This is a genomic window from Aeromonas sp. Y293-4 (assembly GCF_027705905.1).
Taxonomy (GTDB): Bacteria; Pseudomonadota; Gammaproteobacteria; order Enterobacterales; family Aeromonadaceae; genus Aeromonas; species Aeromonas veronii.
In genome coordinates, this window is the sequence record NZ_JAPDCI010000003.1 from 87,801 (window position 1) to 114,276 (window position 26,476).

At 59.1% G+C, this 26,476-nt stretch carries 29 protein-coding genes; 11 read left to right on the forward strand and 18 right to left on the reverse strand.

Features of this window, described 5'->3' with window-relative positions; translation table 11 throughout:
* Positions 1–11: 11 nt before the first annotated feature.
* Both OKC31_RS04365 and OKC31_RS04370 read right to left on the reverse strand, forming a co-directional pair.
* Complete coding sequence (locus OKC31_RS04365; protein WP_247823348.1) at positions 12–920, reverse strand: pseudouridine-5'-phosphate glycosidase; 909 nt, start codon at positions 918–920, stop codon at positions 12–14.
* Complete coding sequence (locus tag OKC31_RS04370; protein ID WP_247823347.1) at positions 914–2,005, reverse strand: PfkB family carbohydrate kinase; 1,092 nt, start codon at positions 2,003–2,005, stop codon at positions 914–916. Before OKC31_RS04370 ends, OKC31_RS04365 begins: the two co-directional genes overlap by 7 nt.
* A 204-nt stretch (positions 2,006–2,209) precedes the next feature.
* On the opposite strand from OKC31_RS04370, the gene OKC31_RS04375 reads away from it, so the two are divergent.
* Entirely contained in the window at positions 2,210–2,662 is a 453-nt protein-coding gene (locus OKC31_RS04375) for an RNA methyltransferase (protein ID WP_216954310.1), read from the forward strand.
* A gap of 18 nt (positions 2,663–2,680) precedes the next feature.
* On the opposite strand, the gene OKC31_RS04380 is transcribed toward OKC31_RS04375, so the two are convergent.
* A complete protein-coding gene (locus OKC31_RS04380) occupies positions 2,681–3,430 on the reverse strand; it encodes a substrate-binding periplasmic protein (protein ID WP_216961110.1) in 750 nt (249 codons plus the stop codon).
* 193 nt (positions 3,431–3,623) lie between these two features.
* On the opposite strand from OKC31_RS04380, the gene OKC31_RS04385 reads away from it, so the two are divergent.
* The gene (locus OKC31_RS04385; RefSeq protein ID WP_216952973.1) at positions 3,624–4,055 is read left to right on the forward strand and encodes a universal stress protein; all 432 of its coding nucleotides are present in this window, start codon (positions 3,624–3,626) and stop codon (positions 4,053–4,055) included.
* A 76-nt stretch (positions 4,056–4,131) separates the two neighbouring features.
* Here OKC31_RS04385 and OKC31_RS04390 read toward each other — a convergent pair whose 3' ends face one another.
* The 4 genes from OKC31_RS04390 to crp all read right to left on the reverse strand — a co-directional run bounded on the left by OKC31_RS04390 (position 4,132) and on the right by crp (position 7,952).
* Positions 4,132–4,761, reverse strand: a complete 630-nt coding sequence (locus tag OKC31_RS04390) for a murein L,D-transpeptidase catalytic domain family protein (RefSeq protein WP_216952974.1) — start codon at positions 4,759–4,761, stop codon at positions 4,132–4,134.
* A gap of 176 nt (positions 4,762–4,937) precedes the next feature.
* Complete coding sequence (locus OKC31_RS04395; RefSeq protein ID WP_227342031.1) at positions 4,938–6,044, reverse strand: porin; 1,107 nt, start codon at positions 6,042–6,044, stop codon at positions 4,938–4,940.
* 343 nt (positions 6,045–6,387) lie between these two features.
* Positions 6,388–7,188: a putative RNA methyltransferase gene (locus OKC31_RS04400; RefSeq protein ID WP_247823346.1), complete on the reverse strand. Its 801-nt coding sequence runs from the start codon at positions 7,186–7,188 to the stop codon at positions 6,388–6,390.
* Positions 7,189–7,313: 125 nt separating this feature from the next.
* Positions 7,314–7,952, reverse strand: coding sequence for a cAMP-activated global transcriptional regulator CRP (gene crp, locus OKC31_RS04405; protein ID WP_005335304.1), 639 nt, complete (start codon positions 7,950–7,952; stop codon positions 7,314–7,316).
* Between the two features lie 326 nt (positions 7,953–8,278).
* On the opposite strand from crp, the gene OKC31_RS04410 reads away from it, so the two are divergent.
* The gene (locus OKC31_RS04410) at positions 8,279–8,683 is read left to right on the forward strand and encodes an OsmC family protein (RefSeq protein ID WP_270656351.1); all 405 of its coding nucleotides are present in this window, start codon (positions 8,279–8,281) and stop codon (positions 8,681–8,683) included.
* 93 nt (positions 8,684–8,776) lie between these two features.
* Positions 8,777–9,073 carry an MliC family protein gene (locus OKC31_RS04415; protein WP_043820839.1) on the forward strand — a complete coding sequence of 99 codons (297 nt, stop codon included), beginning with the start codon at positions 8,777–8,779 and terminating at the stop codon, positions 9,071–9,073.
* A 141-nt stretch (positions 9,074–9,214) separates the two neighbouring features.
* Here OKC31_RS04415 and OKC31_RS04420 read toward each other — a convergent pair whose 3' ends face one another.
* From OKC31_RS04420 to OKC31_RS04430, 3 genes are read right to left on the reverse strand one after another with little or no spacing between them, the layout of a single operon-like run.
* Positions 9,215–9,748 carry a DUF4136 domain-containing protein gene (locus OKC31_RS04420; RefSeq protein ID WP_005335300.1) on the reverse strand — a complete coding sequence of 178 codons (534 nt, stop codon included), beginning with the start codon at positions 9,746–9,748 and terminating at the stop codon, positions 9,215–9,217.
* 16 nt (positions 9,749–9,764) lie between these two features.
* Positions 9,765–10,634, reverse strand: coding sequence for a phosphoribulokinase (locus tag OKC31_RS04425; protein WP_247823345.1), 870 nt, complete (start codon positions 10,632–10,634; stop codon positions 9,765–9,767).
* Between the two features lie 52 nt (positions 10,635–10,686).
* Positions 10,687–10,911 carry a YheU family protein gene (locus tag OKC31_RS04430; protein WP_005335298.1) on the reverse strand — a complete coding sequence of 75 codons (225 nt, stop codon included), beginning with the start codon at positions 10,909–10,911 and terminating at the stop codon, positions 10,687–10,689.
* Between the two features lie 97 nt (positions 10,912–11,008).
* Between OKC31_RS04430 and OKC31_RS04435 the strand changes: the two genes are divergently transcribed.
* Together OKC31_RS04435 and OKC31_RS04440 are read left to right on the forward strand one after the other, a co-directional pair.
* Complete coding sequence (locus OKC31_RS04435) at positions 11,009–11,743, forward strand: membrane-associated sensor domain-containing protein (protein ID WP_270656353.1); 735 nt, start codon at positions 11,009–11,011, stop codon at positions 11,741–11,743.
* A 36-nt stretch (positions 11,744–11,779) separates the two neighbouring features.
* The gene (locus OKC31_RS04440) at positions 11,780–12,157 is read left to right on the forward strand and encodes a diguanylate cyclase (protein ID WP_270656355.1); all 378 of its coding nucleotides are present in this window, start codon (positions 11,780–11,782) and stop codon (positions 12,155–12,157) included.
* Here the strand turns inward: OKC31_RS04440 and OKC31_RS04445 are convergent.
* From OKC31_RS04445 to OKC31_RS04455, 3 genes are all read right to left on the reverse strand, one after another.
* A complete protein-coding gene (locus tag OKC31_RS04445) occupies positions 12,136–13,122 on the reverse strand; it encodes a hydrolase (RefSeq protein WP_247823343.1) in 987 nt (328 codons plus the stop codon). The two genes, OKC31_RS04440 and OKC31_RS04445, sit on opposite strands and share 22 nt — an antisense overlap.
* 66 nt (positions 13,123–13,188) lie before the next feature.
* Entirely contained in the window at positions 13,189–14,088 is a 900-nt protein-coding gene (locus OKC31_RS04450) for a chemotaxis protein (RefSeq protein ID WP_005335289.1), read from the reverse strand.
* Between the two features lie 153 nt (positions 14,089–14,241).
* Positions 14,242–14,901, reverse strand: coding sequence for a hypothetical protein (locus OKC31_RS04455; RefSeq protein WP_247823342.1), 660 nt, complete (start codon positions 14,899–14,901; stop codon positions 14,242–14,244).
* A gap of 39 nt (positions 14,902–14,940) precedes the next feature.
* On the opposite strand from OKC31_RS04455, the gene OKC31_RS04460 reads away from it, so the two are divergent.
* Together OKC31_RS04460 and slyD are read left to right on the forward strand one after the other, a co-directional pair.
* The gene (locus OKC31_RS04460) at positions 14,941–15,144 is read left to right on the forward strand and encodes a YheV family putative zinc ribbon protein (protein WP_005335287.1); all 204 of its coding nucleotides are present in this window, start codon (positions 14,941–14,943) and stop codon (positions 15,142–15,144) included.
* 143 nt (positions 15,145–15,287) lie between these two features.
* Positions 15,288–15,959, forward strand: coding sequence for a peptidylprolyl isomerase (gene slyD / locus OKC31_RS04465; protein WP_100645229.1), 672 nt, complete (start codon positions 15,288–15,290; stop codon positions 15,957–15,959).
* A gap of 424 nt (positions 15,960–16,383) precedes the next feature.
* Here slyD and OKC31_RS04470 read toward each other — a convergent pair whose 3' ends face one another.
* Positions 16,384–17,244, reverse strand: coding sequence for a Tim44 domain-containing protein (locus tag OKC31_RS04470; protein ID WP_005335275.1), 861 nt, complete (start codon positions 17,242–17,244; stop codon positions 16,384–16,386).
* Between the two features lie 363 nt (positions 17,245–17,607).
* Between OKC31_RS04470 and dnaB the strand changes: the two genes are divergently transcribed.
* The 3 genes from dnaB to OKC31_RS04485 all read left to right on the forward strand — a co-directional run bounded on the left by dnaB (position 17,608) and on the right by OKC31_RS04485 (position 20,686).
* On the forward strand, positions 17,608–19,002 hold the full coding sequence (dnaB, locus tag OKC31_RS04475) for a replicative DNA helicase (RefSeq protein WP_194495529.1): 1,395 nt from the start codon (positions 17,608–17,610) through the stop codon (positions 19,000–19,002).
* 191 nt (positions 19,003–19,193) lie between these two features.
* Complete coding sequence (gene alr / locus OKC31_RS04480) at positions 19,194–20,267, forward strand: alanine racemase (protein ID WP_236293611.1); 1,074 nt, start codon at positions 19,194–19,196, stop codon at positions 20,265–20,267.
* Positions 20,267–20,686 carry a secondary thiamine-phosphate synthase enzyme YjbQ gene (locus OKC31_RS04485; protein WP_247823340.1) on the forward strand — a complete coding sequence of 140 codons (420 nt, stop codon included), beginning with the start codon at positions 20,267–20,269 and terminating at the stop codon, positions 20,684–20,686. The genes alr and OKC31_RS04485 overlap by 1 nt, the downstream gene beginning before the upstream one ends.
* A gap of 120 nt (positions 20,687–20,806) precedes the next feature.
* Here OKC31_RS04485 and pepE read toward each other — a convergent pair whose 3' ends face one another.
* From pepE to OKC31_RS04505, 4 genes are all read right to left on the reverse strand, one after another.
* Complete coding sequence (pepE, locus tag OKC31_RS04490) at positions 20,807–21,544, reverse strand: dipeptidase PepE (RefSeq protein WP_247823339.1); 738 nt, start codon at positions 21,542–21,544, stop codon at positions 20,807–20,809.
* A gap of 250 nt (positions 21,545–21,794) precedes the next feature.
* A complete protein-coding gene (locus OKC31_RS04495; RefSeq protein WP_164537584.1) occupies positions 21,795–23,603 on the reverse strand; it encodes a carbon starvation CstA family protein in 1,809 nt (602 codons plus the stop codon).
* A gap of 217 nt (positions 23,604–23,820) precedes the next feature.
* Positions 23,821–24,558 (reverse strand): two-component system response regulator BtsR, encoded by a 738-nt coding sequence (gene btsR, locus OKC31_RS04500; RefSeq protein ID WP_247823338.1) that lies wholly within the window; start codon positions 24,556–24,558, stop codon positions 23,821–23,823.
* Entirely contained in the window at positions 24,552–26,246 is a 1,695-nt protein-coding gene (locus OKC31_RS04505; protein WP_247823337.1) for a sensor histidine kinase, read from the reverse strand. Before OKC31_RS04505 ends, btsR begins: the two co-directional genes overlap by 7 nt.
* Positions 26,247–26,476 lie beyond the last annotated feature (230 nt).

The following is a 26,476-nucleotide window of genomic DNA, read 5'->3' on the forward strand; positions in this document are numbered from 1 at the left end:
TCGGCGTGCGATCACAGGCTGGCAGCGATCCGGGCACCGAGGGCCGCGTTGTTCAGTACCAGCTGGATGTTGGCCGCCAGCGAGTTGCCGCCAGTCAGCTCGCAGACGCGGGCCAGCAGGAAGGGGGTAGACGCTTTGCCCTTGATCCCCTGCTCATCGGCTTCACGCAGCGCTTGGGCAATGGCTGCGTCGATATCGGCTTTTGGCATGGCGTGTGCGCTCGGGATGGGGTTGGCAACCACGGCGCCGCCCGCCAGTCCCAGCTCCCACTTGAGGCGCAGCGCCTCTGCGATGGCTGCCGGGGTATCGAGGCGATAATCGACCTTGAAGCCGCTCTCGCGGGTGTAGAAGGCGGGCAGCTCTTCGGTTTGATAGCCGATCACCGGCACGCCCTGGGTCTCCAGATACTCCAGCGTCAGCCCGATATCGAGGATCGACTTGGCTCCGGCGCAGACTACGGCCACTGGCGTTTGTGCCAGCTCCTGCAGATCGGCCGAGATATCGAAGGTCTCTTGCGCACCGCGATGTACCCCGCCGATACCGCCGGTGGCAAAGACCCGGATCCCCGCCATGGCGGCGATGATCATGGTGGAGGCGACCGTGGTGGCCCCCATCCCCTTGCGCGCCAGCACGAACGGAATGTCGCGGCGGCTGCACTTGGTCACGTCGTGGCCAGCCCGGCCCAGCGCTTCCAGCGCCCCCGAATCGAGACCCACTTTGAGGCGGCCGTCGAGGATGGCGATGGTCGCCGGAATGGCGCCGTTATCGCGCACCACCTGCTCCACCTGACGGGCCGTCTCCACGTTTTGCGGATAGGGCATGCCGTGGGAGATGATGGTGGATTCGAGGGCAACGACCGGTTTGCCAGCGGCCAGTGCGGCAGCCACTTCCGGTTGGATATCGAGGTAAGCGTTCAGCATGAGTACTCCTCCAGTATGCGGTCAACGGCGGTCTTGCTCAGACCGGAAAAAACGGTATCGGAACAATTGACGGTGAGGGCGGCGCAGCCCAGGGCAAAGCGGGTGGTCTGGGCAATGTCGAGCTCTTGCAGCCAGGCGTGGGCGAGGCCAGCCATAAAGGCATCCCCGCCGCCGGTGACGTTGAGTACCGGACTGCCCAGCACCGGCAGGTGGCCCTGCTGCTCGCCATCGCTGTAGAAGATCCCCTGTTCACCCAGACTGAGGAACAGTCGCTTGACCCCGGCGCGGTGGAACCAGGCGGCCACCATGGGCCAGGTTTCGGGCCCGGCGATGGTCATGCCGCACAGCTGTTCGGCCTCACTGCGATTGGGTTTGAGGGTGTGGATTTTGCCGAGCCAGGGGCGGATCTTCTCCACTTTGGCCACCGAAACGGTATCGACAAAGATGGCGTGATCCCCCTGCCGTTCGAACAGCCAGTCGAGGGTATGGATGGCCAGATTGGTGTCGAGCACCCAAAGCCGGGCACCGCCGAGAAAGCCTGCGAGGGGTGTCAGGCGGGCAGGCGTGAGCTGCTCGATAATGGCCATGTCATTGATGGCACAGCTCATTTCGCCGCTGCCATCATGCAGGCTGAGATAACAGGAGGTGGTGTGGCCATCGAGCACTAGGGTCTGGCGCACATCGACGCCGGCCCGCTGGCTTACCTCCAGCAGATGATGACCATACTGGTCGTTGCCGACCGCTGTAAGCAGCCGGGTGTCGCTGCCGAGCCGCGCCAGATTCTCGGCGATATTGCGGCCAACACCACCTGCCGAGGTGCGCACCTTGCCCGGGTTGGAGTCGCCGAGCAGCAGGTTGTCATGGCTGGTGCCACAAATATCCATATTGGCACCGCCGATCACCACTACGTAGGGGCCTTCTCGCAGTACATAACCTCTGCCTTGCACATATCCCTGCCGGATCAGGCTGGAGATGTGGCTGGCCAGCGCGGAGCGGCTGATGCCGAGGCGATCGGCCAGATCCTGCTGGGCAATCATGGGATCCTGACGCAGCAGGGCTAGGATCTCTTGTTCACGCTCAGTCATAGACAAACATCCATTTACAGACGTTTGTCCATTATTGCTGGGAAACGTTTGCTGGCTATCGGCTTGTACAAAATTTGTCGGCTTGCGCACAAAAAATCGACATTCAAAGCTGGGTTGGCAAGCGGTTTAGCTGGGGAGGGGACTTTTAACGGGTCGGTGGCCCTGCAACGGCTTATAATGGCCGTCGCAAGATGAGGAGAGATGATGGAAAAGAGTGCATTCTGCTGCGTGGGGTTGGTCAATCCCAAGTCCCCGGAAAATGTCGGTTCCGTGATGCGGGCTGCGGGTTGTTACGGGGTGGACGAGGTCTACTACACCGGCAACCGCTTCGAGCTGGCGCGCCGCTTTGCCACTGATACCAAGCAGATGGTGGAGAAGATCCCGCTGCTCGGGGTGGATGATCTGATGGCGTTTATCCCGCAGGGATGCGTGCCCGTGGTGGTCGATCTGATCGACGGCGCTACACCGCTCCCCGACTATGTCCATCCGGAACGCGCTTTTTATATCTTCGGGCCGGAGGATGGTACGCTCGATCCTGCCCTCTATGGCGCGGTGAAAGATGTGGTTTATGTGCCGACCAGTGGCTGTATGAATCTGGCGGCCTCGGTCAATGTGATCCTCTACGACCGCTTGGCCAAGGGAATGAGGGGAGAGTAATTAGCGCAACGTTATCATTCAGTCTGCAGGACTGGCAGCCACTTTCTGTTCCAGTTCTTCGATAAAACCCTGATAGTAGTCATAGAGCTGATAGTGCTTATAGATCTCTGCCAGACCCCCGCTGCGGATCAACTCAACCATTCCCTTATCCCAGAGCTGTAACATCCGGTTGCCTTGCTGGGTATCGGCAAAAATGGGATAGGTCGGGATCCAGCGCAGGAAGACGCGATGCAGCTCGGGAGGGATAGCCTCATCCACATAGAGCACGCCGGCAGTGAGGTAAAAGCGATATCGCTCTTTACCAAGCAGTTGCAGGGCCAGCTCATCGCTGTCAATTTCATGCCACTGCATGGTGACCGCAATGTACTTGTCGAATGCCCAGCCCCGCCGCCATATCACGGTTTGCCCTTCCAGACTTTTCTCCCCTTGCCACTGGGGTTGCCATTTCTTGAGCATGAACACGGTCAGGTCATCCGCTGATGCCGGATAGCGAGATTGCTGGACGCCGGATACTTCATCGCGATATACCCCCATGGCGATATCTCCCCCTTTTTTTGCAATGACAGCGAGAGCGCGCTTATAGGGCACAATATGGGGGGTTACCTGATAGCCGTGAGGCTGGTAGATGGCTCGCACCAGATCTAGATAGAGGCCTTTGCCATCCTTTTGACAAAAACCGGGCCAATCATCGCAATAAACGTCAATAGACTCTGCCCGGCAATTCGCCGCAGTGAACAGACAACAGAGCAACAGACAGATGCGTAGCATGGTCAGAGCTGGCCTCGCTGGGGCAGAGGAAAAAACACTGATACCCTACTTTATACCATGGCATTGATGGCGACGGCGTACAGAAAAAATCCCTGATGTTCATTTTGCGACAGGGTCGAGAGTTATTTTCAATCTGATGGTTATGATGAACTCAAGATTCAATAGTACCCCAATCAGTAGAGGAGACTGCATTATGCCATCGATCAAAACTCTGCTTTGTCCTGTCGATTTTTCCCAAATGTCCCGGGCGGTACTCGACTATGCCGTATTCATGGCGCAGAGCCATGAGGCCCAGCTCAAGCTGATCCATGTCGTAGACCAACTGCACGGCTTTGACAGTTACAAAATTCTTCATATGACAGCCGTTGAGATCACTCACGAAATGGAGCGTCAGGCCAGAGCCCAACTCAAAGAGCTGATTGCCACCCTGCCTATTCCGGCAACGTTTGATATTCGCTTTGGCAGGGCAGCGGATGAAATCATTATCCAGGCCAAGGAAGACGAGGTTGAACTGATCGTTATGGGGAGTCACGGCCGCTCCGGCATCAGCCATCTGCTGGTAGGCAGCGTTGCCGAATCCGTGGTGCGTCATGCTCCGTGCCCGGTCCTGGTGGTGCGCCAATAACTCGTCCCGTTTAGTGTGAGAGCGTGACAAACAAGGCCAGCGATTGCTGGCCTTGTGTTTTATGGTGTTGTGCCCGTTAGCCGTGGGCGTAGATGACACTGCCCCCTTTTATGGTATCTATGATGGCCCTGGCTTGTTCCTTTGGCAGGGCGGGACAGCCCCAGCTGCGGCCCAGTTTGTCATATTTGCGCAGATGGTTTGGGCTGGCATAGGCGGCGCCATGCACCACGATGGCACGTTTGCGGGCATTGCAGTTTTTGCCGGGGCTGAGCCCATCCAGCCGCAGGGAGTAGCCATGCTTGCCCAAGTAGGTTTCTGCGGTACGATAGACGCCGAGGGAGCTTTGTCGGGAGTTGAGCTGGTTGGAAAAGCGCTCTGCGGCTAGTTCACCTGAGTTGCGGCCATGGCTTACCCAGGTGTGATAAAGCAGTTTGTGACGTTTCATGTCGATGACGAACAGCCTGCGCTGAGTCGAAGGCTTGCTGTAATCAATGATGGTCAGGATGGATTTTTGCTTGCTGCGTACGCTTTGATAGCTGACAAGGGCTTTTTGAAAGGTTTGTCTGTCGAGTTTGCCGGCCAGCCCAAGCTGCTGATAGAGGTTGCGCTCACTACTGGCGGCGCTATTCCCGCTCCAGCCGATGCTCACCAGCAACAGTAACACTGGCCACAGTGGCCCCCACCGTTTTCCGAGTAACTCTGTCATCCCTGCTCCCCTCTTTGCGCATCCTTGCTTGTCCAACGGGCTGAAATTACAGCTATCCGCTCGATAGTTATATGCAAGGTGCTGAAAACGCGCAATAAAAAACCGGCCGCAGAGCGGCCGGAAGAAATTCAAACAGTAGACATTGGTTTCACAGGGTATAACCGACAGTCAACCTTTTAGAAGTTGTACTGCAGGGCGACAGCAACAACGTCGTCGGTGTTCTTGCCCAGAGAGTTGGTGGACTTGCCATCAACAGAGTCAAGCAGGTTCAGCTTGTAGTCAACGTAGGCGTTGAAGTTCTCGGTAAAGTTGTACCAGGCACCGATGGATACGTACTCGGTGTAGGTGTCGTCAATGCCGTGGGCAGTATCTTTGACGTCAGTGCGCAGGTAAGCCAGAGAAGGCTTGAACTTGCCGATGGTGTACTGGGCAACGGCTTCGTAACCATCCATCTTCTCGGCGTAGCCGTTGTTGACGAACAGGTGGTTCTCACCGTGGGAATAGGTTGCCGCCAGATAGAGGTCGCCTGCAGCATATTTGGCACCGAAGCCCATCAGCTTGGCATCTTTCTCGCCGCCAAAGGCCGCGTAGCGGGCCTGTTCGGCAGTTTTGCCAGCCTGGTTGTATGCAGCGCCCAGGCTCAGACCCATATCGAAGTCATAGTTGGCAGAGAAGGCAAAGCCCTCTTTGGAACCAGTGCTGTTCCAGCTCTCACCGTTGTAGAGGTTACCGTTGAAGGACTCGGCAATGGCGCTGCGGCCAGCATTTTGCGGGGTATTGTTACCAGTGAACTGGGCACCCAGAGTCAGACCTTCGTAGTTGAAGATGTACTGAGCCAGACCGTTGGTACGGCCGGTACCGAATACTTCGGTATCTTTGCCCAGGCCATCACCACCCCATTCGGGCAGTACGTCGGTATAGTTGTTTACGGCCTTGGTGAACAGACCATCCTGACGGCCATAACTGAAGGCACCGAAGCGATCGTGCTGGATGCCGGCATAGGCGTAACGCAGTTCATCGTTGTCAGAACCGGAGGTCGGCAGGTTGTATTCGGCAAAGCCGAATGCCTTCATCTCGGGAGCGATCTTGGTCTCGCCAGCAACGTGCAGACGGAAGTAGCTCTGATCTCCTTCGGCGCTGTTGTTGTCAGTGCCGTAGTAGGCACCCTGGGCACGGCCACCGATATCCAGCTTGGTGTCGTTCTGGTTGTAAACGGTAGCAGCGTGGGCGCCACTGGCCAGCAGCAAGCTGGAGATGGCCATAGTCAGTGCAGACTTTTTCATATCCTTATTTCCTCTGATGTAAACACTTCCGAACCTGTGGTCGGTTCTATGGAAATCGGAAAGGGTCCGATAGCCACACGGTAGGCGCTTGAACCTTGACTGGGCCTGAATCTGTCGTCGTTTAATTTGGTGCTGAAGGGCGCTGTTGATACTGGATATGACGTTTTTTGACAGGTTAAAAAGAGATTAAATTCAATGAATTATTCTCTATTGGCTGTTTTGACATTAAAGCTGGCCTGACCAATAAGGTCGATGACTCAAGTTGTGAGGCGAATCACGAAGGGGGAGAAGAGTGGCGGGAGGAAAATGGGACAGGAGCACTTGCCGTGCTCCTGTCAGGCGGTCAGCTTGCTTTTTGCCACAGTGTCATCAGCAAATCCTGTTCCAGCTGTGCCGGACCTTGCTGGATAAAGGCATGGCGCTGTTCGCCGTTGGCGCGCCAGCCGAGACGGCTTGTCTCCAGAATAAAGGCGCGCATGGTCTGATCCATAGAGATAGGGAACTGGCAGCGCTCCTGGCTTACCAGTCGGAGACCGGCAAGCGAGGGCCAGCTTAAAGGGTGTTCCATACTCACCGGATTGAGGCTGACCCGCAGTTGCCACTGATGACGGGGGCCCGGCTGCAGATAGAGCAGATAGCCACCGGGGGCCAGCCAGCTGACCAGCTGCTCGGTCTTGACCTTGAGATCGTTGACCAGCAGCACCTGAGCAGAGCCCGGTTGCAGCGGTGCACGGGCGGGATCGGCAATGACAAACTGGCCGTCCGGCTGCGCTTTTTTGGCGGCAAAGATGGTGTTCTTGGCGATATCAACCCCAGCAAACTGCCAGCCGGGCAGGCGCTCTGCCAGCGCGCGGCAGTAGTAGCCTTCACCACATCCCAGATGAACCAGCTCTTGCGGGGCCAGCGGAGCGAGTAGAGCGGCCATGGCCTCAACCAGCGGCAGTTGGTGGCCGGCTTCTAGGAAATGGTGTTTGGCGCGCATCAGGGCGCGGCTGTCGCTGTCTTTGGGGTTTTTCTTGCCGGGGATGAGATCCAGATAACCTTCCGGTGCCGGATCGAAGTGATGCTTGTTGTCGCAATAGCGCCCCTGGGAGGCTTCATGAAGATGGAGCGGACTGCGGCAGCGGGGACATTGAAGATGCATAGTAACTCTCTGGGCGAATGCCGGAACAGTGAAGGGCGTTCGGGATTATAGGGGAGAGGATCAAAAAAGGCTGCCGTAGCAGCCTTTTTTATCCCAAGGCCTCAGTCAGGCCTGCGGATGGGTTATCAGCGAGTGCCAAATACCACAATGGTCTTGCCGTGAGCAGAGATGAGCTCCTGCTCTTCCAGCATCTTGAGGATGCGGCCGACGGTTTCACGGGAACAGCCGACGATCTGTCCGATCTCCTGACGGGTGATCTTGATCTGCATGCCATCCGGGTGGGTCATGGCATCCGGCTGTTTGGCCAGGTTGAGCAGGGTCTGGGCGATCCGGCCGGTCACATCCAGGAAGGCGAGGTTGCCGACTTTCTGGCTGGTATGTTGCAAACGCTTGGCCATCTGGCCGGAGAGGCGCATCAGGATATCCGGGTTGACCTGGATCAGCTGGCGGAACTTCTTGTAGGAGATCTCTGCGACTTCGCAGGAGCCCTTGGCACGAACCCAGGCGGAACGCTCAGGATTCTCGTTTTCCTCGAACATCCCCATCTCGCCCAGGAAGTCGCCCTGGTTCAGGTAGGAGAGGATCATCTCTTTGCCCTCATCGTCCTTGATCAAGACGGCCACAGTGCCCTTGACGATGTAGTAGAGGGTTTCCGCTTTTTCACCTGCGTGGATCAGGGTGCTCTTGGCGGGATACTTATGAATGTGGCAGTGCGACAAGAACCATTCCAGGGTGGGATCGCTTTGCGGTTTGCCAATAACCATGAGAATTCCTCTGTAGTGTCTTTTTATGGACTTGTGCGTCCGGGCAAGCTGCCAACCTTGCCATTCCTTGTAGTGGTCGCAGTAGGATAAGAGCCTTTGTCTGTGCTGACAAGGCTTTGCGGGCTTTTGAGGATCCCTTGGAGTCATGCCTGCTGCGCCGTTCGCGTCATTCTAGGGAAGATGAGCGGGGGATATGTTGATTTTGATCTATTTCCATTCCAACTCATCCGTTACGGCGTCGGTATGGGCACAAGGGTGCCGAACGGAGGGGGAGTGGGGTATGCTATGGACATCATGAGCATAATGACAATATGAGGATGCGTGAGATGAAAGCCAAGGTCAGCTGGGTAGAGGGCATGAAATTTACAGGGGAGAGCGAGTCCGGCCACAAGGTGGTGCTGGATGGTGCCACCCCTGGTGAAGGGGCAAGCCCGATGGAGATGATCCTGCTGGCGGTCGGTGGCTGCAGCTCCATTGATGTGGTCTCCATCCTCGAAAAAGCGCGCCAGTCGGTGACCGCATGCCATGTCGATGTCAGTGGCGAACGGGTCGATAGCGTGCCCCGGGTTTTCGAGAAGATTAATCTGCACTTCGTGGTGACGGGCAAGGGATTGGCAGAGAAACAGGTGGCCAGAGCGGTCGATCTGTCGATGGAAAAATACTGTTCTGTTTCCCTGATGTTAGAAAAAGCGGTACAAATTACCCATAGTTATCAAATTGTTGAAGCTTGATAACGATAGTTTCGTTGGTACCCTGGCATAAGGCCGTTACGTAAGGCCACTGCACAAGGCCATGACATAAAGCCATTACATAAGGAAAGTGCAATGAAAAAATTGATCGCTCTGCTTCCCCTTTTGGGCCTGGCGGCGTGCAGCAGCCCGCAACCTACCCAGTATCAATACAGCCAATACCAGTGTGGCGAAGAGATGCTGGCCGTTACCTATGATGCCCAGGCTGACATGGTGCAGTTCCCCTATGCCGGGGTTTATCACAAGCTGGCGCGTGTTGAGTCTGAATCTGGCGCCAAATATTCCGACAGCGTCACCACCTTCTGGAATCAGGAGAAACAAGCTCTCCTCACCCAGAAAGGGGTCACACTGTTGACCTGTACGCTTAAATAAGTGACCACAGATATCTGAAGGTGTGCAGCTTTATGTCCGGGTCTGGCCAAGGCCGGATTGGGTCAAGAGGTTGAGACCACAAAAAACGGCTTGCCGGGAGGCAAGCCGTTTTTCTATCCATCCATTATCACTAAACAAGCGTTAGTTGGTGGGGACGCGATTGAGCAGCTCGGCCGCGAGCTGCTGGCTAAGCGCCTGACGCTGGCTGTCTGCAATGCTTACATCGCTGGTCAGCTGGATGATGCTGCTCCAGACCGCTTTCTGGGTTTTGCGATCGAGCAGCACGATGGCCAGCGACCCTTTGCGCTGGTTGGCCGAGGCATATACCCCGGGCGTCATGCCAAGACGGGCGAAAATCTCGCCGTCACTCATATCCTTGCCGCCCGCGACGCCGATGGCGACCCACAGATCCGCCTCGTCAAGCGGTGCACTCTGCCACCCCTTGCCATTGAGCTCCCGGCTTACCGCCTGCTGCATTGGCTCCAGCCACCCTTCCGCCAACTCACCGGCAAATTGATACTGCTCGGCCAGGGCGTAGCGCGGGGTTGCACCATAGGTCCAGTTGCCCATCGGGCGAACCAGCATGGTACCGGACTCCAGCGTGGGGGCCGCCGGCCCGCTGCTGCAACCGCCAAGCAGGGCGAGCAGTGCCACAGAGAGATAAGCAAGCCGCATCGTGAACTCCTTTGAATCAGGTTATTTTGCCGGTTTCGATCAATTGCTGGATAAGCGGGCGCAGGATCAGCTCCATCGCAAAGCCCATCTTGCCACCCGGCACCACTATGGTGTTCATCCGCGACATGAATGAGCCATCGATCATCGACAGCAGGTAGGGGAAATCCACCTGCTTGATACCGCGAAACCGGATCACCAGCATACTCTCGTCCAGACTCGGGATCACCTTGGCGCTGAAGGGGTTGGAGGTATCCACCGTCGGTACTCGCTGGAAGTTGATATGGGTGCGCGAGAACTGCGGGGTGATGAAGTTGATGTAGTCATCCATGGAGCGAACGATGGAGTCGGTCACCGCCTCGCGGGAATGCCCTCGCTCCGAGGTATCGCGGATCAGCTTCTGGATCCACTCCAGGTTGACGATGGGCACTACGCCTATCAGAAAATCCACGTGGCGCGCTACATTGTGATCCTCGGTGACCACACCGCCGTGCAGCCCTTCATAAAACAGCAGATCGGTATTGCTGGGCAGATGCTGCCAGGGGGTGAAGGTGCCGGGCATCTGGTTGAAGGGCACCGCCTCGTCAAAGCTGTGCAGGTAGCGGCGATACTGGCCATTGCCATCCTGCCCATAGCCCTGGAAAAAGCCCTCCAGCAGCCCGAAGTCATTGGCCTCAGGGCCAAAATAGCTGATATGACGCCCCTGTTCGCGCGCCTTGCGGATCGCTACATCCATTTCCGGTCGGGTGTAGCGGTGAAAACTGTCACCTTCCACCACAGCCGCGGTATATCCCAGTTGATGGAACATGGAGCGAAAGGCGTTGGTGGAGGTGGAGGTGCCGGCTCCGGAAGAACCGGTAACGGCAATAATGGGGTGCTTGGCCGACATGGGATTCTCTCTTCCTTGGGAATTCCGTTATAAGGTCCGGATTGCGGTTGGGTCAAGACTGCTCGATGAAGCGGTCTTTCATTACGATATTCACCGATTCGTGCAGCTCGCTATAGACGATGACAGCTTTGCCTTGCTGTAATTGTTCTCTCACTGCATCGACTTTGACGCCAAGCGGTACATCCTGTTCTCCATATTCTGTTCCCTCCTGCAACACAAAGTGTTCGATCAGGTTGGTCAGGGTGTCGCCGTCCAGTTCTTGCCAGGGAATGATCATTTAAAGGTCTCACAGCAAAAGAGGTGATCGTCAGGCTATTGTTGTGTTGAATCCCGCGAATGCAATCACTTTTTACCTTTTCACCGGAGTCTGAGAGATGTTGTCTGAAGCGCAGCGCAGCGCGCCGTTAACCCTGACTGAGCATCTGGACAGCGCACGTCGAGAGGCGATTGCCCGAGGCATGGTGTGGTTCTGGTTGTTGAACTGGCTGGTGGTGTTGTTTCTTTCGATACGCTATGAGGTTTACAGCCAGGTCGGGCTCGCCAGTGATGACAGCTTGCCCTGGCGCTTTCAGAGTGAGCTGGCGCTGGTCATGGTGGTGCTATTGCTGCTACCCGTTGTCAGCCTGTTTTGTGACCATCTGCAGGATCGCCTCTGGTTACGGATGGCTGCACTGGTGACTGTGCTATGGGGCGGACTCTGGACGCTGCATATCTATACGATTGGTCAGGTGGAGCTGCGGGGAGGGGTCAGCTATGCCAACGGGATCATGCGGCTCAACCTGCTGGCTGCGCTCATTGCGTTTTATCCCGATCGCAAGGTTTTTTATGGCTATCTCTTGGGCCCGATGACGGTGGGTGTGGGGTTGGAGCTCTTTTTACGCGTCGATTTTCCCCAGATCTACCTGCTTGGCGTGTTGTTTGGCGTGATTGCGCTGGAGGTTGGCCGCCGCATGCTGCACCGCTGGTTTGAGCTTGCGATCATGCGAGAGCATGAAAATCTGACGCTGCTGCGCAAACTTGATCAGCTCGCCAAGCAAGATCCTCTGACCGGTGTCGCCAACCGGCGGCATTTCAATATCGAGTTGGAGCGCGCGCTGGCCCATAGCTAGGAGAGCGGCGCTCCGCTATCGCTCATTCTGATCGATGTGGACTATTTCAAGCGCTTCAACGATTACTACGGCCATCAGGTGGGGGATATGTGTCTCAACGAGGTGGCACAAGCGCTCAACCGTGCGGTACGCACGCCATCTGATCTGGTGGCCCGCTATGGTGGGGAAGAGTTTGTGCTGCTGCCCAATACTGACCGTCAGGCGGCGGCCAGCCTGGCGCAGCGGTTGCAAGATGGCTTGGCCAGCCTGCAGCTGGAGCATCTGGCGTCCGATGTTGCCCCCTGGGTGACGGTGAGTCAGGGGATTGCCAGCAATGTCTCCGGCGAAGAGGCTAGCCAGTTGCTGGAGCGGGCCGATCAGGCACTCTATCGGGCCAAGGAGTCGGGACGCAATCAGTTCTGCACCGCTCCCTGAGTCTGTTCGGCAATCCAGCGACTGATCCGCTCATCCAGCCAAAACCGTGGCCGCCAGGGCGTGCCGTGCAGAAAGCCGACATGGCCGCCACGCTGGCTCAACTCATAGCGCACCGTGGGCGAGAGTTGCTCCGGCCGGGGAATGACCGCGTGTGACATAAAGGGATCGTCGGCGGCGTGCAGGATAAGGGTAGGGATCGGGATCTGGCGCAGCAGGGGCAGGCCGGAGCAGCTCTGGTAGTAGTGGTTGGCACTGTGAAAGCCGTGCAGTGGCGCGGTGACCAGCTCGTCAAAATCGCGCAGGGTGGCAATCTGCTCCACTTGTCTAGGTTGCCAGCGTTCACTCGCTTTCTGCTGCTGGCGGATCTTGCTAAGCAAATTGCGGCGCATGGTGCGCAGCAGATAGTTCTGATAGACCTTCGAGAAGCCCTGATTGACCCGATCGGCGCAGCTCGCCAGTTGCAGCGGGGCCGAGACCACCACCGCCGCCTTCAGCGCCGCAGGGCAGGCCCGCGCCAGCAGATTGACCAGCATATTGCCACCCAGTGAAAAGCCGATGGCGATCAGTGGTTTGCCCGGGAAGCGCTGGCTCAGCTCGGCAATCAGCTCCTGCGCATCACCGATGGCGCCGGAGTGATAGGCCTGCAGGTGGCGATTGGGCTCGCCGCTGCAACCGCGAAAGTGCATCAGCACGGCCTCTCTGCCCTCTTGCTGCAGGTGGGCGAACAATCCCTTGGCATAGTGGGAGTGAATGCTTCCCTCCAGCCCGTGAAACACCACTATCAGCGGCCGTTCATCAAGGCTGACTTCCCCGCTCCAGGCGAGGTCGACAAAGTCCCCATCCTGCAGTTCAAACCGCTCCGCCACAAAACGGGCAGGGGGGCGGCGCAGCCATTTGGGCAATATGGTCTGCAGATGAGGATTGCGTGCCCACCAGGGGGCGTGGAAGTGGCTCTCGGTCAGCATGGGGTCAGTCGGTCTGGGTCGAAGATAAGGAGGACGGGAGGTGTGTTCCTCCCGCCAGTCATTGGCTTATTTCAGCAGGCGATCGTGATGTTCGGCGCCGCGCAGCATGGCCTGAATCAGCTCATTGGCCTCGAACTTGGTCAGCGCCTCATGGGCTCCCACCTGATGGGCCCGCTCCACACTGATCTCGCTGGAGAGCGAAGTGTGCAGGATGATGTAGGCCCCCGCCAGTTTGCTGTCGCTCTGTACCTCGAAGGCCAGCTCGTAGCCATCGAGCCCCGGCATCTCGATATCGCTCACCAGAATGTCGATCGGGGTCTTCTGGCTCGCCCGCGTCTGCATCAGGGTCAGAGCATCCTTGCCATTGGTGCAGACCTCATAGGGGATATTGATGTAGTCGAGGGCGGCCATCAGCTGACGGCGAGCGACCGAAGAGTCATCAACCAGCAGGATCCGCATCGGCTTGATCCGTTCCCGCTGCACATCGGTCAGTACCGGATAGAGGTGGCTCGGATCATCCGGATAGACCCGGGAGAGGATCAGCTCCACATCCAGCAGCTGGATCAGCTGGTCATTGACCCGGGTCACGCCGGTTACGAAGACATTGTGGCCGAGGGAGGCGGGGGGCGATTCGATATCGCGCCAGTTGCACTCGGTGATCTTGTCGATGCCCCGTACCAGAAAGCCCACCAGGGTGCGGCGGCAGTCGGTAATGATGATGAAGCAGTGGGGCATCTCCTCCTTGCTGATGGGGCGATAGCCCACCGCCATCGCCATGTCGATCACCGGAATGGTGGAGCCGCGCATATTGGCGGCCCCCAACACGGTCGGGTGCGAGTGCGGCATTGCCGTCAGCTGGGTGTAGGGCACTATCTCCTTCACCTTGAGGGTACCGATGGCAAAGGATTGTTTGGCTGAAAGGTGAAACAGCAACATGCCCTGGGATTGATTGGCTTTGCTCGTCATGGCAGATGTCCTGTTGGTCGAAACGTTGGCAGTCACTTCAGGCCTCTAGCATAAAGGATTACGGGGGGAATGGCCCTTCCTTGTTAACGACCATCTGGCAAAAAACTGGACTCATTCAGCCAATTTCGTTGGCACACTCACACTGGTGTCAGGTTATTGATCACTATCTTCGCCAACGCCCCACTGCTGGCAGGCCGCTTGCAATGCGGCCTCATCGGCATAACCCAGCTTGCTGGCCACCTGTGCGGGCTTGCTGCCGCCCTTGAGCAATCTGAGTGCCTGCAGCAGTTGCCACTGTTGTTGCAATTCACTCCCTTCTACCGGCGCATCGGCTTGTTGTGCCCACTGTTGCTGAGACTCCGGTTGGCGATTGGCCAGCGCTTGCCAGCAGGCTTGCAGCTCACCGTGACCCTGCTGGCTGATGGCGCACTGTTGCAGCTCATCCAGGATCACCTGCAGTCGCTGGCCGTAGGCGCCTTGCCACTCTTTCGGACGTTGCCACCGGGCCAGCGAGTCGAGCAGGGCATCGAGCAGCGGGGTGGTCTGCAGCCAGCCTGCCTGCTGCGGCTGAGCCACGCGCAAAGAGACGCTCAGCTGATCGTACTCGCAACCGCTGAGGGGGCTGAAGGCCGCGAGGGCATCGGCGCAGAGCCAGAAACTGCTGCCTGCCGGCAGCAACAGCTCATGTTGGCCCAGTCTCAGCAGCGCGGCGCCCCGGGTGATCCGCAACAGCTGCCCGACTGGAGTTCGTTTGCGGTTGCCGGCGTGCAGGCCCTGGCAGGAAAAATGGTGATACTCGATGGCGTGATGCATGTAAAAACCCTGATATGATGCTGCCTGGAGGTAACAAATATGGAAACCAGACGTAAAAAACGCTTCATTGCCGGTGCTGTCTGCCCGGCGTGCGGCAAGTTGGACAACATGATGCTGTATCTGGAGCATGGAGTCGAGAAGGTGACCTGTGTCGCCTGTGGCGATACCCAGGTACAAACGCCTGCCGAGGTCGACAAGCAGACTCGCGAGGCGGAAGAGGTGATCGGGGTGTTTCGCCCCTGATAAGGGAACGGCGGGTGGAATGCGGGTCTCCTCGCTGACGCTGTTGCCGTTTTTTTCGTCACTCCGTGGCGCGGCACGGCATATGCGCGGCCCGCTTTTTAGGGTATTCTGAGCCCGTTTTTTTCTATCCGCAGGATCCTGACATGAAAGTAGCTCCTCTGAGCGTGGTTACGCTGGAATACACAGTCACCGACGAGCACGGTGAAGTCATCGACAGCACTGTCGGCAAAGAGCCGCTGGTCTATCTGCACGGCACCCGTTACCTGGTCTCAGGCCTGGAAGCCGAGCTGGAAGGTCGCGCGGTAGGTGAAGCCTTCGAAGTGACTCTGGCACCGAGCCAGGCCTACGGCGAATATGACGAGACACTGGTACAAGAAGTACCGGGCGAGCTGTTCGACGGCATGGAAGTCTCCGAAGGGGATACTTTTGTGGCTGAAACCGACGATGGTCACCGTCCGGTGACCGTGGTTGAAGTGTCTGAAGAGTTCGTCAAGGTGGATGGCAACCATCCGCTGGCTGGCGTAACTCTGGGCTTCAAGGTCGAGATCAAGGACGTGCGTGCCGCCACTGCCGAAGAGCTGGCTCACGGCCACGTTCACGGTGCCGGTGGTTGCGGTCACGATCACGGTCATGACCACGATCACGGCGGCTGCTGTGGCGGTCATGGTCACGACCACGATGAGGATCACGGCCACGGCGGTTGCTGCGGCGGTGCTGGCCACGGTCACGATCATGGCCACGACCACGGTGACGACCATGGTCACGGCGGCTGCTGCGGTGGCGGCGGTTGTGGTGGCAAGGGCCATCACCACTGATCACGGCCATGCCGATGATAAAAAATCTGCCGTAGGAGTCATACCGAGCAATTAATGCTCATTAATTGCTCCTCCTTGGATGATGAAATCCGAAGCCGGTTGTTCTGGCTTCGGATTTTTTATGTCTGTCAAATAGGCTCGCGGCTTTTCCCAAGCTAATAGGCTGCTTATTTTTGGTTAATGCTCAACATTATTCCCTCTCGGTTCCGCGATGGGGCTTTTGTGCGGAGCGCAAACGTCATCTGCAAACGAGTCATCAAATCGGTGTCATCATCAGCACAATATGACCAAGTTACTTCATGCCCCAACAGCTATAACGAGCCAGCGTCAGTCTCTATTTGGTCTCGTTGTGCCCATAAAAAAATAGCCAGTCAGGCTTAACTGACTGGCTATTGCCTAGTGACTAACTGATAGGCGCGAAGCCTTACAGCTGCTCGATACCGACGATATGCCAGGGGGCATTGTTCTTGGCCAGATCGCGCTCGAGGTGCCACACCTCTTTGATGTCTTCTTCGACCTGCTCCTGACGGTCCATGTAGCGGCCGCTGAAGCGCACGCTCACCTGGGCCCAGTCGCTGCCATAGTCAGCGCGTACCAGCTGGGTATCGACGTACATCACTTCGGTATGCTGGTCGCCAGTCAGTTCGGCGCGCTCGGCTTTGAGCTGCTCAAACAGCTCGGGGCTGACGTACTCGCGCACTTTTTCCAGATCGTTTTTGTTCCACGCCTCTTGCAGGGTGCGATAGTGATCGCGGGCACCGGCCAGGAAGCTGTTCATGTCAAAGCCAGGCGGCAGGCGGAACGGCACGTCGCTGTCGGCAAAGCCAGTGGCTTGCGGGGCGCTGTTGCTCTGCTCAAACTGCTGCGGGGCCGCAGATTGCGGTGGCTGATAGCCCGCATAGGCCGCTTGTTGTGGCTGTGGCGTCGCGACCTTGCCCTTGCGCAGGGTACGGATCAGGAAGACGGCACCCAGCGCCAGCAGGGCGATCAGCAGGAAGTCCATTCCTTGTAGACCTTCAAAGGCACCGCTGCCCAGCAGGTAGGCAAACAGGCCGCCAGCCAGCAGGCCGCCCAGCAGGCCACCCATCATGCCGCTCTTTTTCGGCGGAGTCTGGGCATTCAGTGTCGGATTCTTGTTGTCGACCGGTTTGGCCGCAGGCTGGGCCGGCGCAGTTTTGTAACTTTTACCAAAGGATTTGCCGCCGCCAAACTTCTTGGCTTCGGCGTGAGGTGCCCCCAGGCCAATGGCCAGGATCACGGCAAACAGGGTCAGCATCTTTTTCATTTTGACTCTTTTCACTCTCGTCTGTGGGTGGGGCATGCTCCGCTTTGGCAAGCTCAGCAAGGCGCATGGCAGGCTGCCTGTCCCTAATTGTGTCGCAGCTTGTATTCATCAATATCACCTCTGGCATGAATTATTCATGAACGAGGTTGCCGCGATACGGCGTCAAACAAGAGGAGTAAACCGGATGAAAAGCAGAAGATTGAGTCGCAAGGAGCGCAAAATGCGAAGCAAAATCAAAATGGTCAAGGTAGAGCAGACTCTGGTTTGGCCCTTTATGATGGTATGAGCCGCCAGATAGGGCTCGCCGTAGTTGGCTTTCTTTTGTAAAATTCCCGTCCCCTTCCCGCTGCGGTTTTTATGTGTATGGCAGAGCAAGTGACGGCGAAAAAAGACGCCAAGACACAACAGCTGAAAGTTCCTCCCCACTCTTTTGAGGCCGAACAGTCCGTACTGGGCGGCCTGATGCTGGATAACGATGCCTGGGATCGGGTTGCCGAACGGGTGATCGACAAGGATTTCTACAGCCGTCCGCACCGGTTGATCTTCCAGGCCATGACCCGCCTCTCCAACGCGGGCAACCCCATCGACCTCATCACCCTGCAGGAGGAGCTGGAGCGCTCCGAACAGCTGGAAGAGGCGGGTGGCTTCGCCTATCTGGTGGAGATCGCCAAGAACACCCCGAGTGCCGCCAACATCAACGCCTACGCCGAAATCGTGCGTGAGCGGGCGGTGGTGCGGGAGATGATCTCGGTCGCCAACGAGATCGTCGAAGCGGGCTACGAGCCGCAAGGCCGTACCTCCGGCGATCTGTTGGATCTGGCCGAGAGCAAGGTATTCAAGATTGCCGAGCAGCGCACCAGCGCCAACGAGGGGCCCCAGCCCCTGAAGCTCATCCTCGAGCAGACCGTCGACAAGATTGAAGAGCTATTCAAGACCCCCCACAACGGGGTGACCGGGGTATCGAGCGGTTACAACGATCTCGACAAGATGACCGCCGGTTTGCAGCGCTCGGACTTGATCATCGTGGCGGCCCGTCCCTCCATGGGCAAGACCACCTTTGCCATGAACCTATGCGAGCATGCGGCCCTCACCGCCGACAAGCCGGTGCTTATCTTCTCGCTAGAGATGCCCTCCGAGCAGATCATCATGCGTATGCTCGCCTCGGTCGGTCGTATCGACCAGACCAAGGTGCGTACCGGTCAGCTTGACGACGAGGATTGGGCGCGCCTCTCCTCCACCATGGGATTGCTGCTGGAGAAGGGCAAGATGTATATCGATGACGCCTCCGGCCTCACCCCGACCGATGTGCGCTCCCGTGCCCGTCGGGTGGCGCGCGAGCATGGCGGCCTATCCATGATCATGGTGGACTACCTGCAGCTGATGCGGGTGCCGGCGCTCTCTGACAACCGTACCCTGGAGATCGGCGAGATATCCCGCTCCCTCAAGGCCTTGGCGAAAGAGCTGCAGTGCCCTGTGGTGGCGCTCTCCCAGCTGAACCGAAGCCTGGAACAGCGGGCCGACAAGCGCCCGGTCAACTCGGATCTTCGTGAATCTGGCTCCATCGAGCAGGATGCGGATTTGATCATGTTTATCTATCGTGATGAGGTTTATCACGACGACAGTCCGGACAAGGGGATTGCCGAGATCATTATCGGCAAGCAGCGTAACGGCCCTATCGGAAGAGTGCGTCTCACCTTCCAGGGTCAGTTCTCCCGGTTCGACAACTACGCCGGCCCGGCGTTTGACGACGATTATTGATGTAAACCCAAGGTGATGGCGGTTTCGTCATTACCACGACTGCCCTGATCGATAGCCAGTCATTGGCTGCCGCTCAGGGCCTGTTTTCCCGGTTCGACAATTATGCCGGTCCGGCCTTCGACGACGATAAGTGAGTGGCGGTCTTCGGCCCGATGAGGGGGAGACCATTTGTGCCCTCGTAAGGGAAAACCATGAAAGCGGCTACTGCCCAAATCAACACTGCGGCCTTGCGCCACAACCTCGCCGTGGTCAAGCGCCACGCTCCCGCTTGCAAGATCATCGCTGTGGTCAAGGCCAACGCCTATGGCCACGGACTGCTGCCGGTCGCCCGCACCCTGGTGGATGCGGATGCCTACGCTGTGGCCCGTATCGAAGAGGCGCTGATGCTGCGCTCCTGCGCCGTAGTCAAGCCCATAGTGCTGCTGGAGGGCTTCTTCTCTGCCGATGATCTGCCGGTGCTGGCGGCCAACAACCTGCAGACGGCGGTTCACACCTGGGAGCAGCTCGAAGCGCTGGAGCAGGTCGAGCTGCCAGCCCCCGTGGTGGCCTGGCTCAAGCTCGACACTGGCATGCACCGCCTCGGGGTGCGTGCCGACGAGATGCCCGCCTTTATCGAACGACTCGGCAAGTGCAAGAACGTGGTGCAGCCGTTCAACATCATGACCCACTTCAGCCGCTCCGATGAGCTGGAGCAGCCCACTACCCGCGAGCAGATCGATCTCTTTAGCCGCCTGACGGCGCCGCTGGCGGGCGAGCGGGCCATGGCCAACTCGGCGGGCATTCTGGCCTGGCCAGACTCCCACTGCGACTGGGTTCGCCCCGGTGTCATCCTCTATGGCGTGTCGCCCTTCCCCAACACGGTGGCAGCCGATTACGACCTGCAGCCGGTGATGACCTTGAAGACTCAGCTGATTGCGGTGCGGGATCACAAAGCGGGCGAGCCGGTGGGTTATGGCGCCAACTGGGTGGCGGATCGCGATACCCGGCTCGGGGTGATCGCCATCGGCTACGGTGACGGTTATCCGCGCATGGCGCCCAATGGTACTTCCGTGCTGATCAACGGCCGCATCGTGCCGCTGGTGGGGCGTGTCTCCATGGATATGAGCACGGTCGATCTGGGCCCGGGCGCGACCGACAAGCCCGGCGACGAAGCAGTGCTGTGGGGCGAGGGGTTGCCGGTGGAGCGGGTGGCAGACGAGATTGGCACCATCCCCTACGAGCTCATCACCAAACTCACCTCCCGCGTCTTTATGGAGTACGTCTGATGTGGCAGCAGTGCCTGCTGACTCTGAAGCCCCGTTTGCGGGGCTTTCATCTGGTGACGGACGAGCTGGTGGCCAAGCTGCCGATGCTGGCGGATTACCGGATTGGCATGGCGCACCTGCTGCTGCAACATACCTCCGCCTCGCTCACCCTCAACGAGAATTGCGACCCCAGCGTGCGCAGCGATATGGAGGCCCATCTGCACCGGCTGGCGCCGGAAGATGCCCCTTACTATCGCCACACCTATGAGGGGGCGGATGACATGCCCGCCCACATCAAATCCTCCCTGCTCGGGGTGAGCCTGCTACTGCCGATCCGTGACGGTCAGCTGGCACTTGGCACCTGGCAGGGGGTCTGGCTTGGCGAACATCGCGTCGATGGCGGTGCCCGCAAGGTGCTGGTGACCCTGCAGGGTGAGTAATCAGGCTGCAACCAGCTGAAAGATGACGATAAAAAAGAGGGATGGCATTGAGCCATCCCTCTTTTGTTTTTACGATTTCGCGAGCTATCCGCCTGCCAGTAGTGAAGCGCTCTGCTTGGCTCAGGCGACCTTGAAGGGGGTCAGCTCAGCCAGCGGGGCGGCGTCCATAAAGGCTTGCGGCTCCTGACCCTGTTTGAAGATCTTGAAGTCCTGCTCGCGGGCGCTCCAGTACTCCAGACGCTCGCTGCCGTTTTCTCCGGTGATTTGCAGCAGACTCGCTTCGCGCAGGGCCACCACATATTCGCTCGGGTTGATGGCGCAGAACTCGGCCAGACGCTCGTCGCGGGTCTCGCCCATGTGGCCGCTGATGCTGGCGTCCAGATAGTGCGGGTTGATCTGCAGCGGGAACAGGCCCAGCGCGGGCAGCACGGCGGCGTTGCAGACCGGCATGTCGTTGGTGGTGCGTATGCTCGGGGTCGCCACGTTGCAACCGGCGCTCCAGCCCACATAGGGGACGCCCCGCTCGCGCACGGCACGCTGGATCGGCACGATCAGGCCGTTTTCATGCAGCAGCTGATTCAGGCGCCAGGTGTTGCCGCCGCTGATAAAGATGGCGCCGGCCTGATTGACGGCCGCGACCGGATCGTCGAAGTGGTGAATGCTGATGGTCTCGATCCCGAGGCTCTCGGTAAGTTCGTTGGCGCGGGCATCCCAGTCGCTGCGGATCACCGCGTAGGGGATGAGCAGGATGCGCTTGACCTGTTTGCGAGCCAGCAGGCTCTGCACCCGGTCGCGGGCCCAGCCGAGCAGACCCGGAAATTCGTTGGCTTTACCGTTGCTAAGCAGAAGCAGTTCCATCAGATACGTCCTCAAAAAGTGAAAGCGGAGGAGGGAGGGCCACCGGAGCCGCCGTGCGGCCGGATGGCAAGAGGAGGCATGCTACCACCATTGGCGCGGCGGTTCTGTGATCGGGGGGCCTATTCAACCGCTATGGATGAGTGATGCCATGCCAAGCGGTGGATTAACGAGCAGTGGTCAGCTCGCCACCCATCGCCAATAAAAGACCCCGCCGCAGCGGGGTCGTGTCAGGGGAAAAGCCACTCGCCCATCAGGAGGCGGTCGCTTCAACCACCTTGTAGGAGGGCTGCTGGCGCAGCTTCCACAGCTCGCTCCATTTGCGCAGGGCGGAGAGCAGGATCAGCATTCCCAGCACCAGCATGATGAGGGAGATGATGCCGTTCATCGGGTTGTAGCCCTTGGCCGCGGCGTTGAAGTAGACGTTGCTCATCATCCAGTAACCGGCGTAGTTGACGGTGACGAACAGATAGGCCAGCGGGATCAGGCAGGTCAGCATGTAGCGGCGCTTGCTGGCCAGTCGCAAGATGATGGTGGCACCGATGATCAGGCCCACCGAGGCCATCAGCTGGTTTGAGACCCCGAATAGCGCCCACACAGATCCGATATCACCGGACATCAGCAGATACCCCCACATCACACAGGCGAGCACGCTGGCCCCGATGGCGCCCGGCATCCAGTCGATGCGCTTGAGGGGCGGGTAGAACTCGCCGAAGAAGTCCTGGATCAGGTAACGGGAGACCCGGGTGCCGGAGTCGACGGCGGTTAAGATAAAGACTGCTTCGAACATCACCACGAACTGGAAGAAGTAGGAGGCGAGGTTACTGAACCAGGGCACCTTGGTGAAGATGTAGGACATGCCCACCGCCAGGGTGACGGCGCCGCCGGTGCGGCCGTTCAGATCCATACCGATCTCCTGGGAGAGGAACGGCAGATCCACCACCTGCATCCCCAGTTTGGCGAAGGCCTCCGGGGTGGCGTTGATGGCGAAGTAGTCAGCCGGGTGCAGGGCAGTGGCGGCGATCAGCGCCATCACGCCCACCACGCACTCGGCCAGCATGGCACCGAAGGCGACCGGCAGAATGTCATTCCACTTGTCCACCAGTTTCGGGGTGGTGCCTGAGCCGATAAAGGCGTGGAAGCCTGAGATGGCGCCACAGGCGATGGTGATAGAGATAAAGGGCCAGACCGGGCCACCCAGTACCGGGCCGCCGCCGTGGACAAACTGGGTCATGGCGGGGAACTGGATCTCCGGGTTGATGCAGATAACGCCGATCACCAGCGCGCCGAACACGCCGATCTTCATAAAGCTGGAGATGTAGCCGCGCGGGGTGAGCAGCAGCCAGACCGGCAGCGCGGTAGCGAAGAAGGCGTAGATGGGCAGCGCCAGACTGATGGTCTCGGCACGCAGGGTCAGCCAGGCACCGAAGGCGCTCTCCTGCACGTAGGGGCCAAAGAAGACGCAGGCCAGCACGGCGGCAAAGCCGATCCAGGAGGCGGCTTGCAGGTTGCCGGTCAGCTTGTGCCAAATTCCCACCACCATGGAGATGGGGATGGTCATGAACACCGCGAACACGCCCCAGGCGTTACGCTCCAGTGCGTGTACCACCACCATGGAGAGACCCGCCATAGTGATGGTGATGATGAACAGCATCGCGAGCCCCGTGCACCAGCCGGCGATGGGGCCGAGTTCGGCCTTGGCCACCTCGGAGAGGGACTTGCCCTGATGCTTCATGGAGGCGAACAGCACCACGGTGTCGTGTACCGCGCCGCCGATGACGCAGCCGATCAGCAGCCAGAGAAAGCTCGGCAGGTAGCCGTACTGGGCCGCCAGAACCGGGCCGACCAGCGGGCCAGCGGCGGCGATGGCGGCAAAGTGTTGACCGAAGTTGACCCACTTGTTGGTCGGCACATAGTTCTTGCCATCTTCCAGCTGGTGGGAGGGGGTGACTTGCTTGTCGTCAGCCTGCAGCACCTTGCGCACAAAGAACACGCCGTAGAGGCGATATGCGATGGCGAGGATGCAGAGGGCCGCAATGACAAAAGTGATTGCGTGTTGCATGGGGGAGTTTCCTTTTCCTGTGGCCAGTCTGGCCGGGCTCAGGCTGTACTCTACCCATGCGGTGGGGAAAGGGGAGCGAAGAAAAGGTCAGTGGCCGGGTTCTGCCCGCGAGTGGCTGAAAAGCGACCCCGAGTGGTTTGGCGGGAGTGTCGACGGCCGTGGTCAGCGGGTGAGTGGTCGCTGGCAGAGCGGGAGCGGGGTGAAGCATAGCGCGCCATCAGGGAATATCGAGCAGCTCCTTGAGGGGCTTAAGGTAGCGGCGACTCACAGGCACCTTGTGGCCGCCCTGAGTCACCACTTCCGCCAGCCCGCCGTCCAGCAGTAGGATTTCGCGGATCTGGCCCGGATTGAGCAGGTACTGGCGGTGACAGCGCACGAAGCCGGTCTTCTCTTCCAGGGTGCGCAGGGTCAGCTCGGTGGTGCCCTGCTGCTGGCCGCTGATCACCCGGTTACCGGTGAGATCGCTATGGATGAACTCCACCTCGCCAAGAGGCAGCAGCAGAATCCGGTTGTGGCCGCTACAGGGGATGCTGCGCAGGGGCTGGGCGATGCGGGTTGGATCCGGCAGCGGTTGGCCAGCTAATTCACCTTTGGGCGAAAGCAGCCGCTGGATGCGCTCCAGCGCCTTGTTCATCCGCTCACTGGTGACCGGTTTGAGCAGGTAGTCGAGGGCGTTCTCCTCGAACGCGCGCAGGGCAAACTCGTCGTAGGCGGTGATGAAGACGATGTGGGGGCGCAAGTCCGGGTCCAGCATGCTCACCAGCTCCAGCCCGTTGATGCGCGGCATCTGGATGTCGAGAAACAGCAGGTCGGGTTTGAGGCGGTGGATGGCGGGCAGCGCCTCCATGGCGTGGGCGCACTCTCCCAGCAGGCGGATATTGCCCGCCTGCTCCAGCAAGAGGTGCAGCTCCTCGCGGGCGAGGGGTTCATCGTCAACGATCAGGGCGGTCAGCATGGGCTCTCCTGCAGGGGAAGGGTGATCCTCACCCGGGTTGATTGATGGGGGACGCAGTCGATGGCGACCCCGTACTCGGCGCCGTAACGGGCCTTGATGCGCCGATCCACTATGTTCATGCCAAGGCCGCTCCCCTCCTGTTTCGTCTGATAGAGCCCGGCGTTGTCGCACACCTCCAGCACCACCCGCTGCGCCTCAACCCGGGCTGTCAGGGTCAGCAGGCCGGGTTCGAACATCTGGGAGATGCCGTGCTTGACCGCGTTCTCGACGATGGGTTGCAGGGAGAAGGTGGGCAGCCGGTACTCCAGCAGCGGCTCGGGAATATGGATCTGCACGCTCAGGTGTTCGGCGAAGCGGGCCTGTTCGATGTGCAGATAGGCGTTCACGTGCTCCAGCTCGTCGGCCAGTGTCACCTCGTCCCCTTGGCGTTTGAGGTTCTTGCGAAAGAAGGTGGAGAGGTTGTGCACCAGGGTGCGGGCGCTTTCGGGGTCGCGCCGGATCACCGCCGACAGGGTGTTGAGGGCGTTGAACAGGAAGTGCGGGTTGATCTGCGCCTGCAACAGCTTGATCTCCGACTGGGCCAGCAGCCGCTTTTGCTCGTTGTATTTGCCCGCCAGGATCTGGCCGGAGAGCAGCCGGGCGATCCCTTCCCCCAGGGTGCGATTGATGGAGGAGAAGAACTTGCGCTTGGGCTCGTAGAGCTTGATGGTGCCTACCACGGAGCCCTCTTCCCCCCGCAGCGGAATGACCAGCGAGGAGCCGAGTTTGCAGCCGGGATGGATAGTGCAGCTGTACGGGATGAGGTTGCCGTCGGCATAGACCACCTCGTTGTGCTGGATCGCCTTGAAGGTGTGCCGGGAGTTGATGGCGGTGCCCGGCAGGTGGTGATCCTCGCCGATGCCGATAAAGGCGAGCAGCTTCTCCCGATCGGTGATGGCCACCGCGCCGACCCCGGTCTCCTCGTAGAGAATGCGCGCCATCTGCTGGCACGCCTCCTGAGTGAAGCCCTTGTCCAGCACCCGCATCGCCCGCTCGGCGATCTTGAGGGCGCGGGCGGAGAAGGCCACCGAGTACTTCTCCAGCATGGCGCGGTGATCGAGGATCATCCTCATGAACATGGCGGCCCCCAGCGTATTGGCCACCAGCATGGGGGCGATGATGTTCTCGATAAGGTGGATGGCGTCATCGAGAGGGCGAGCCACCAGCAATATGATCCCCATCTGCATCAGCTCGGCGACCAGGGCCACCGAGCCCACCACCCAGGGGCTGAACAGCAGATCAAGCCGGTGGCGGGCGACGAAGTGGCGGTGCACCATCCCGCCGAGCAGCCCTTCGGCGATGGTGGAGAAGGTGCAGGCCAGCGCGGTAAAGCCCCCCAGCGAGTAGCGATGAATGCCGCCGGTGAGCCCTACCAGCAGTCCCACCACAGGGCCGCCGACGATGCCTCCCAGCACGGCGCCAATGGCGCGGGTATTGGCGATGGAGTCCTCGACCCTCAGGCCAAAGTAGGTGCCCATGACGCAGAAGCCGGAGAAGATGAGGTAGCATAGGATCTTGTGGGGCCAGCTCAGGGTCACCTGAGTCAGCGGCATGAACAGCGGTGTCTTGGAGAGCAGCCAGGCGATCACCAGATAGACGCAGAGCTGCTGGAACAGCGAGATCACCAGAGTGAATTGTTCAAATGCCACGGCTCGTTGCCCCGGTAATGATTGGTCATTTAATGGACGCGGAGTATTAGCAAACCCCGTACCCCCTTGCAAGGCAGGGTTATCGGAATGGTGGCGTAGCGCACGATTTGCCGAATCGTCTGCCGCCGTGGCAGGCGGTAACTGTCTGGTTACTCAGCATGGCGCTTGAGCCAGCGGCAGAAGTGGCGAGATGGCGGCAACAAAAAGGGGGCCAAGAGGCCCCCGAATTG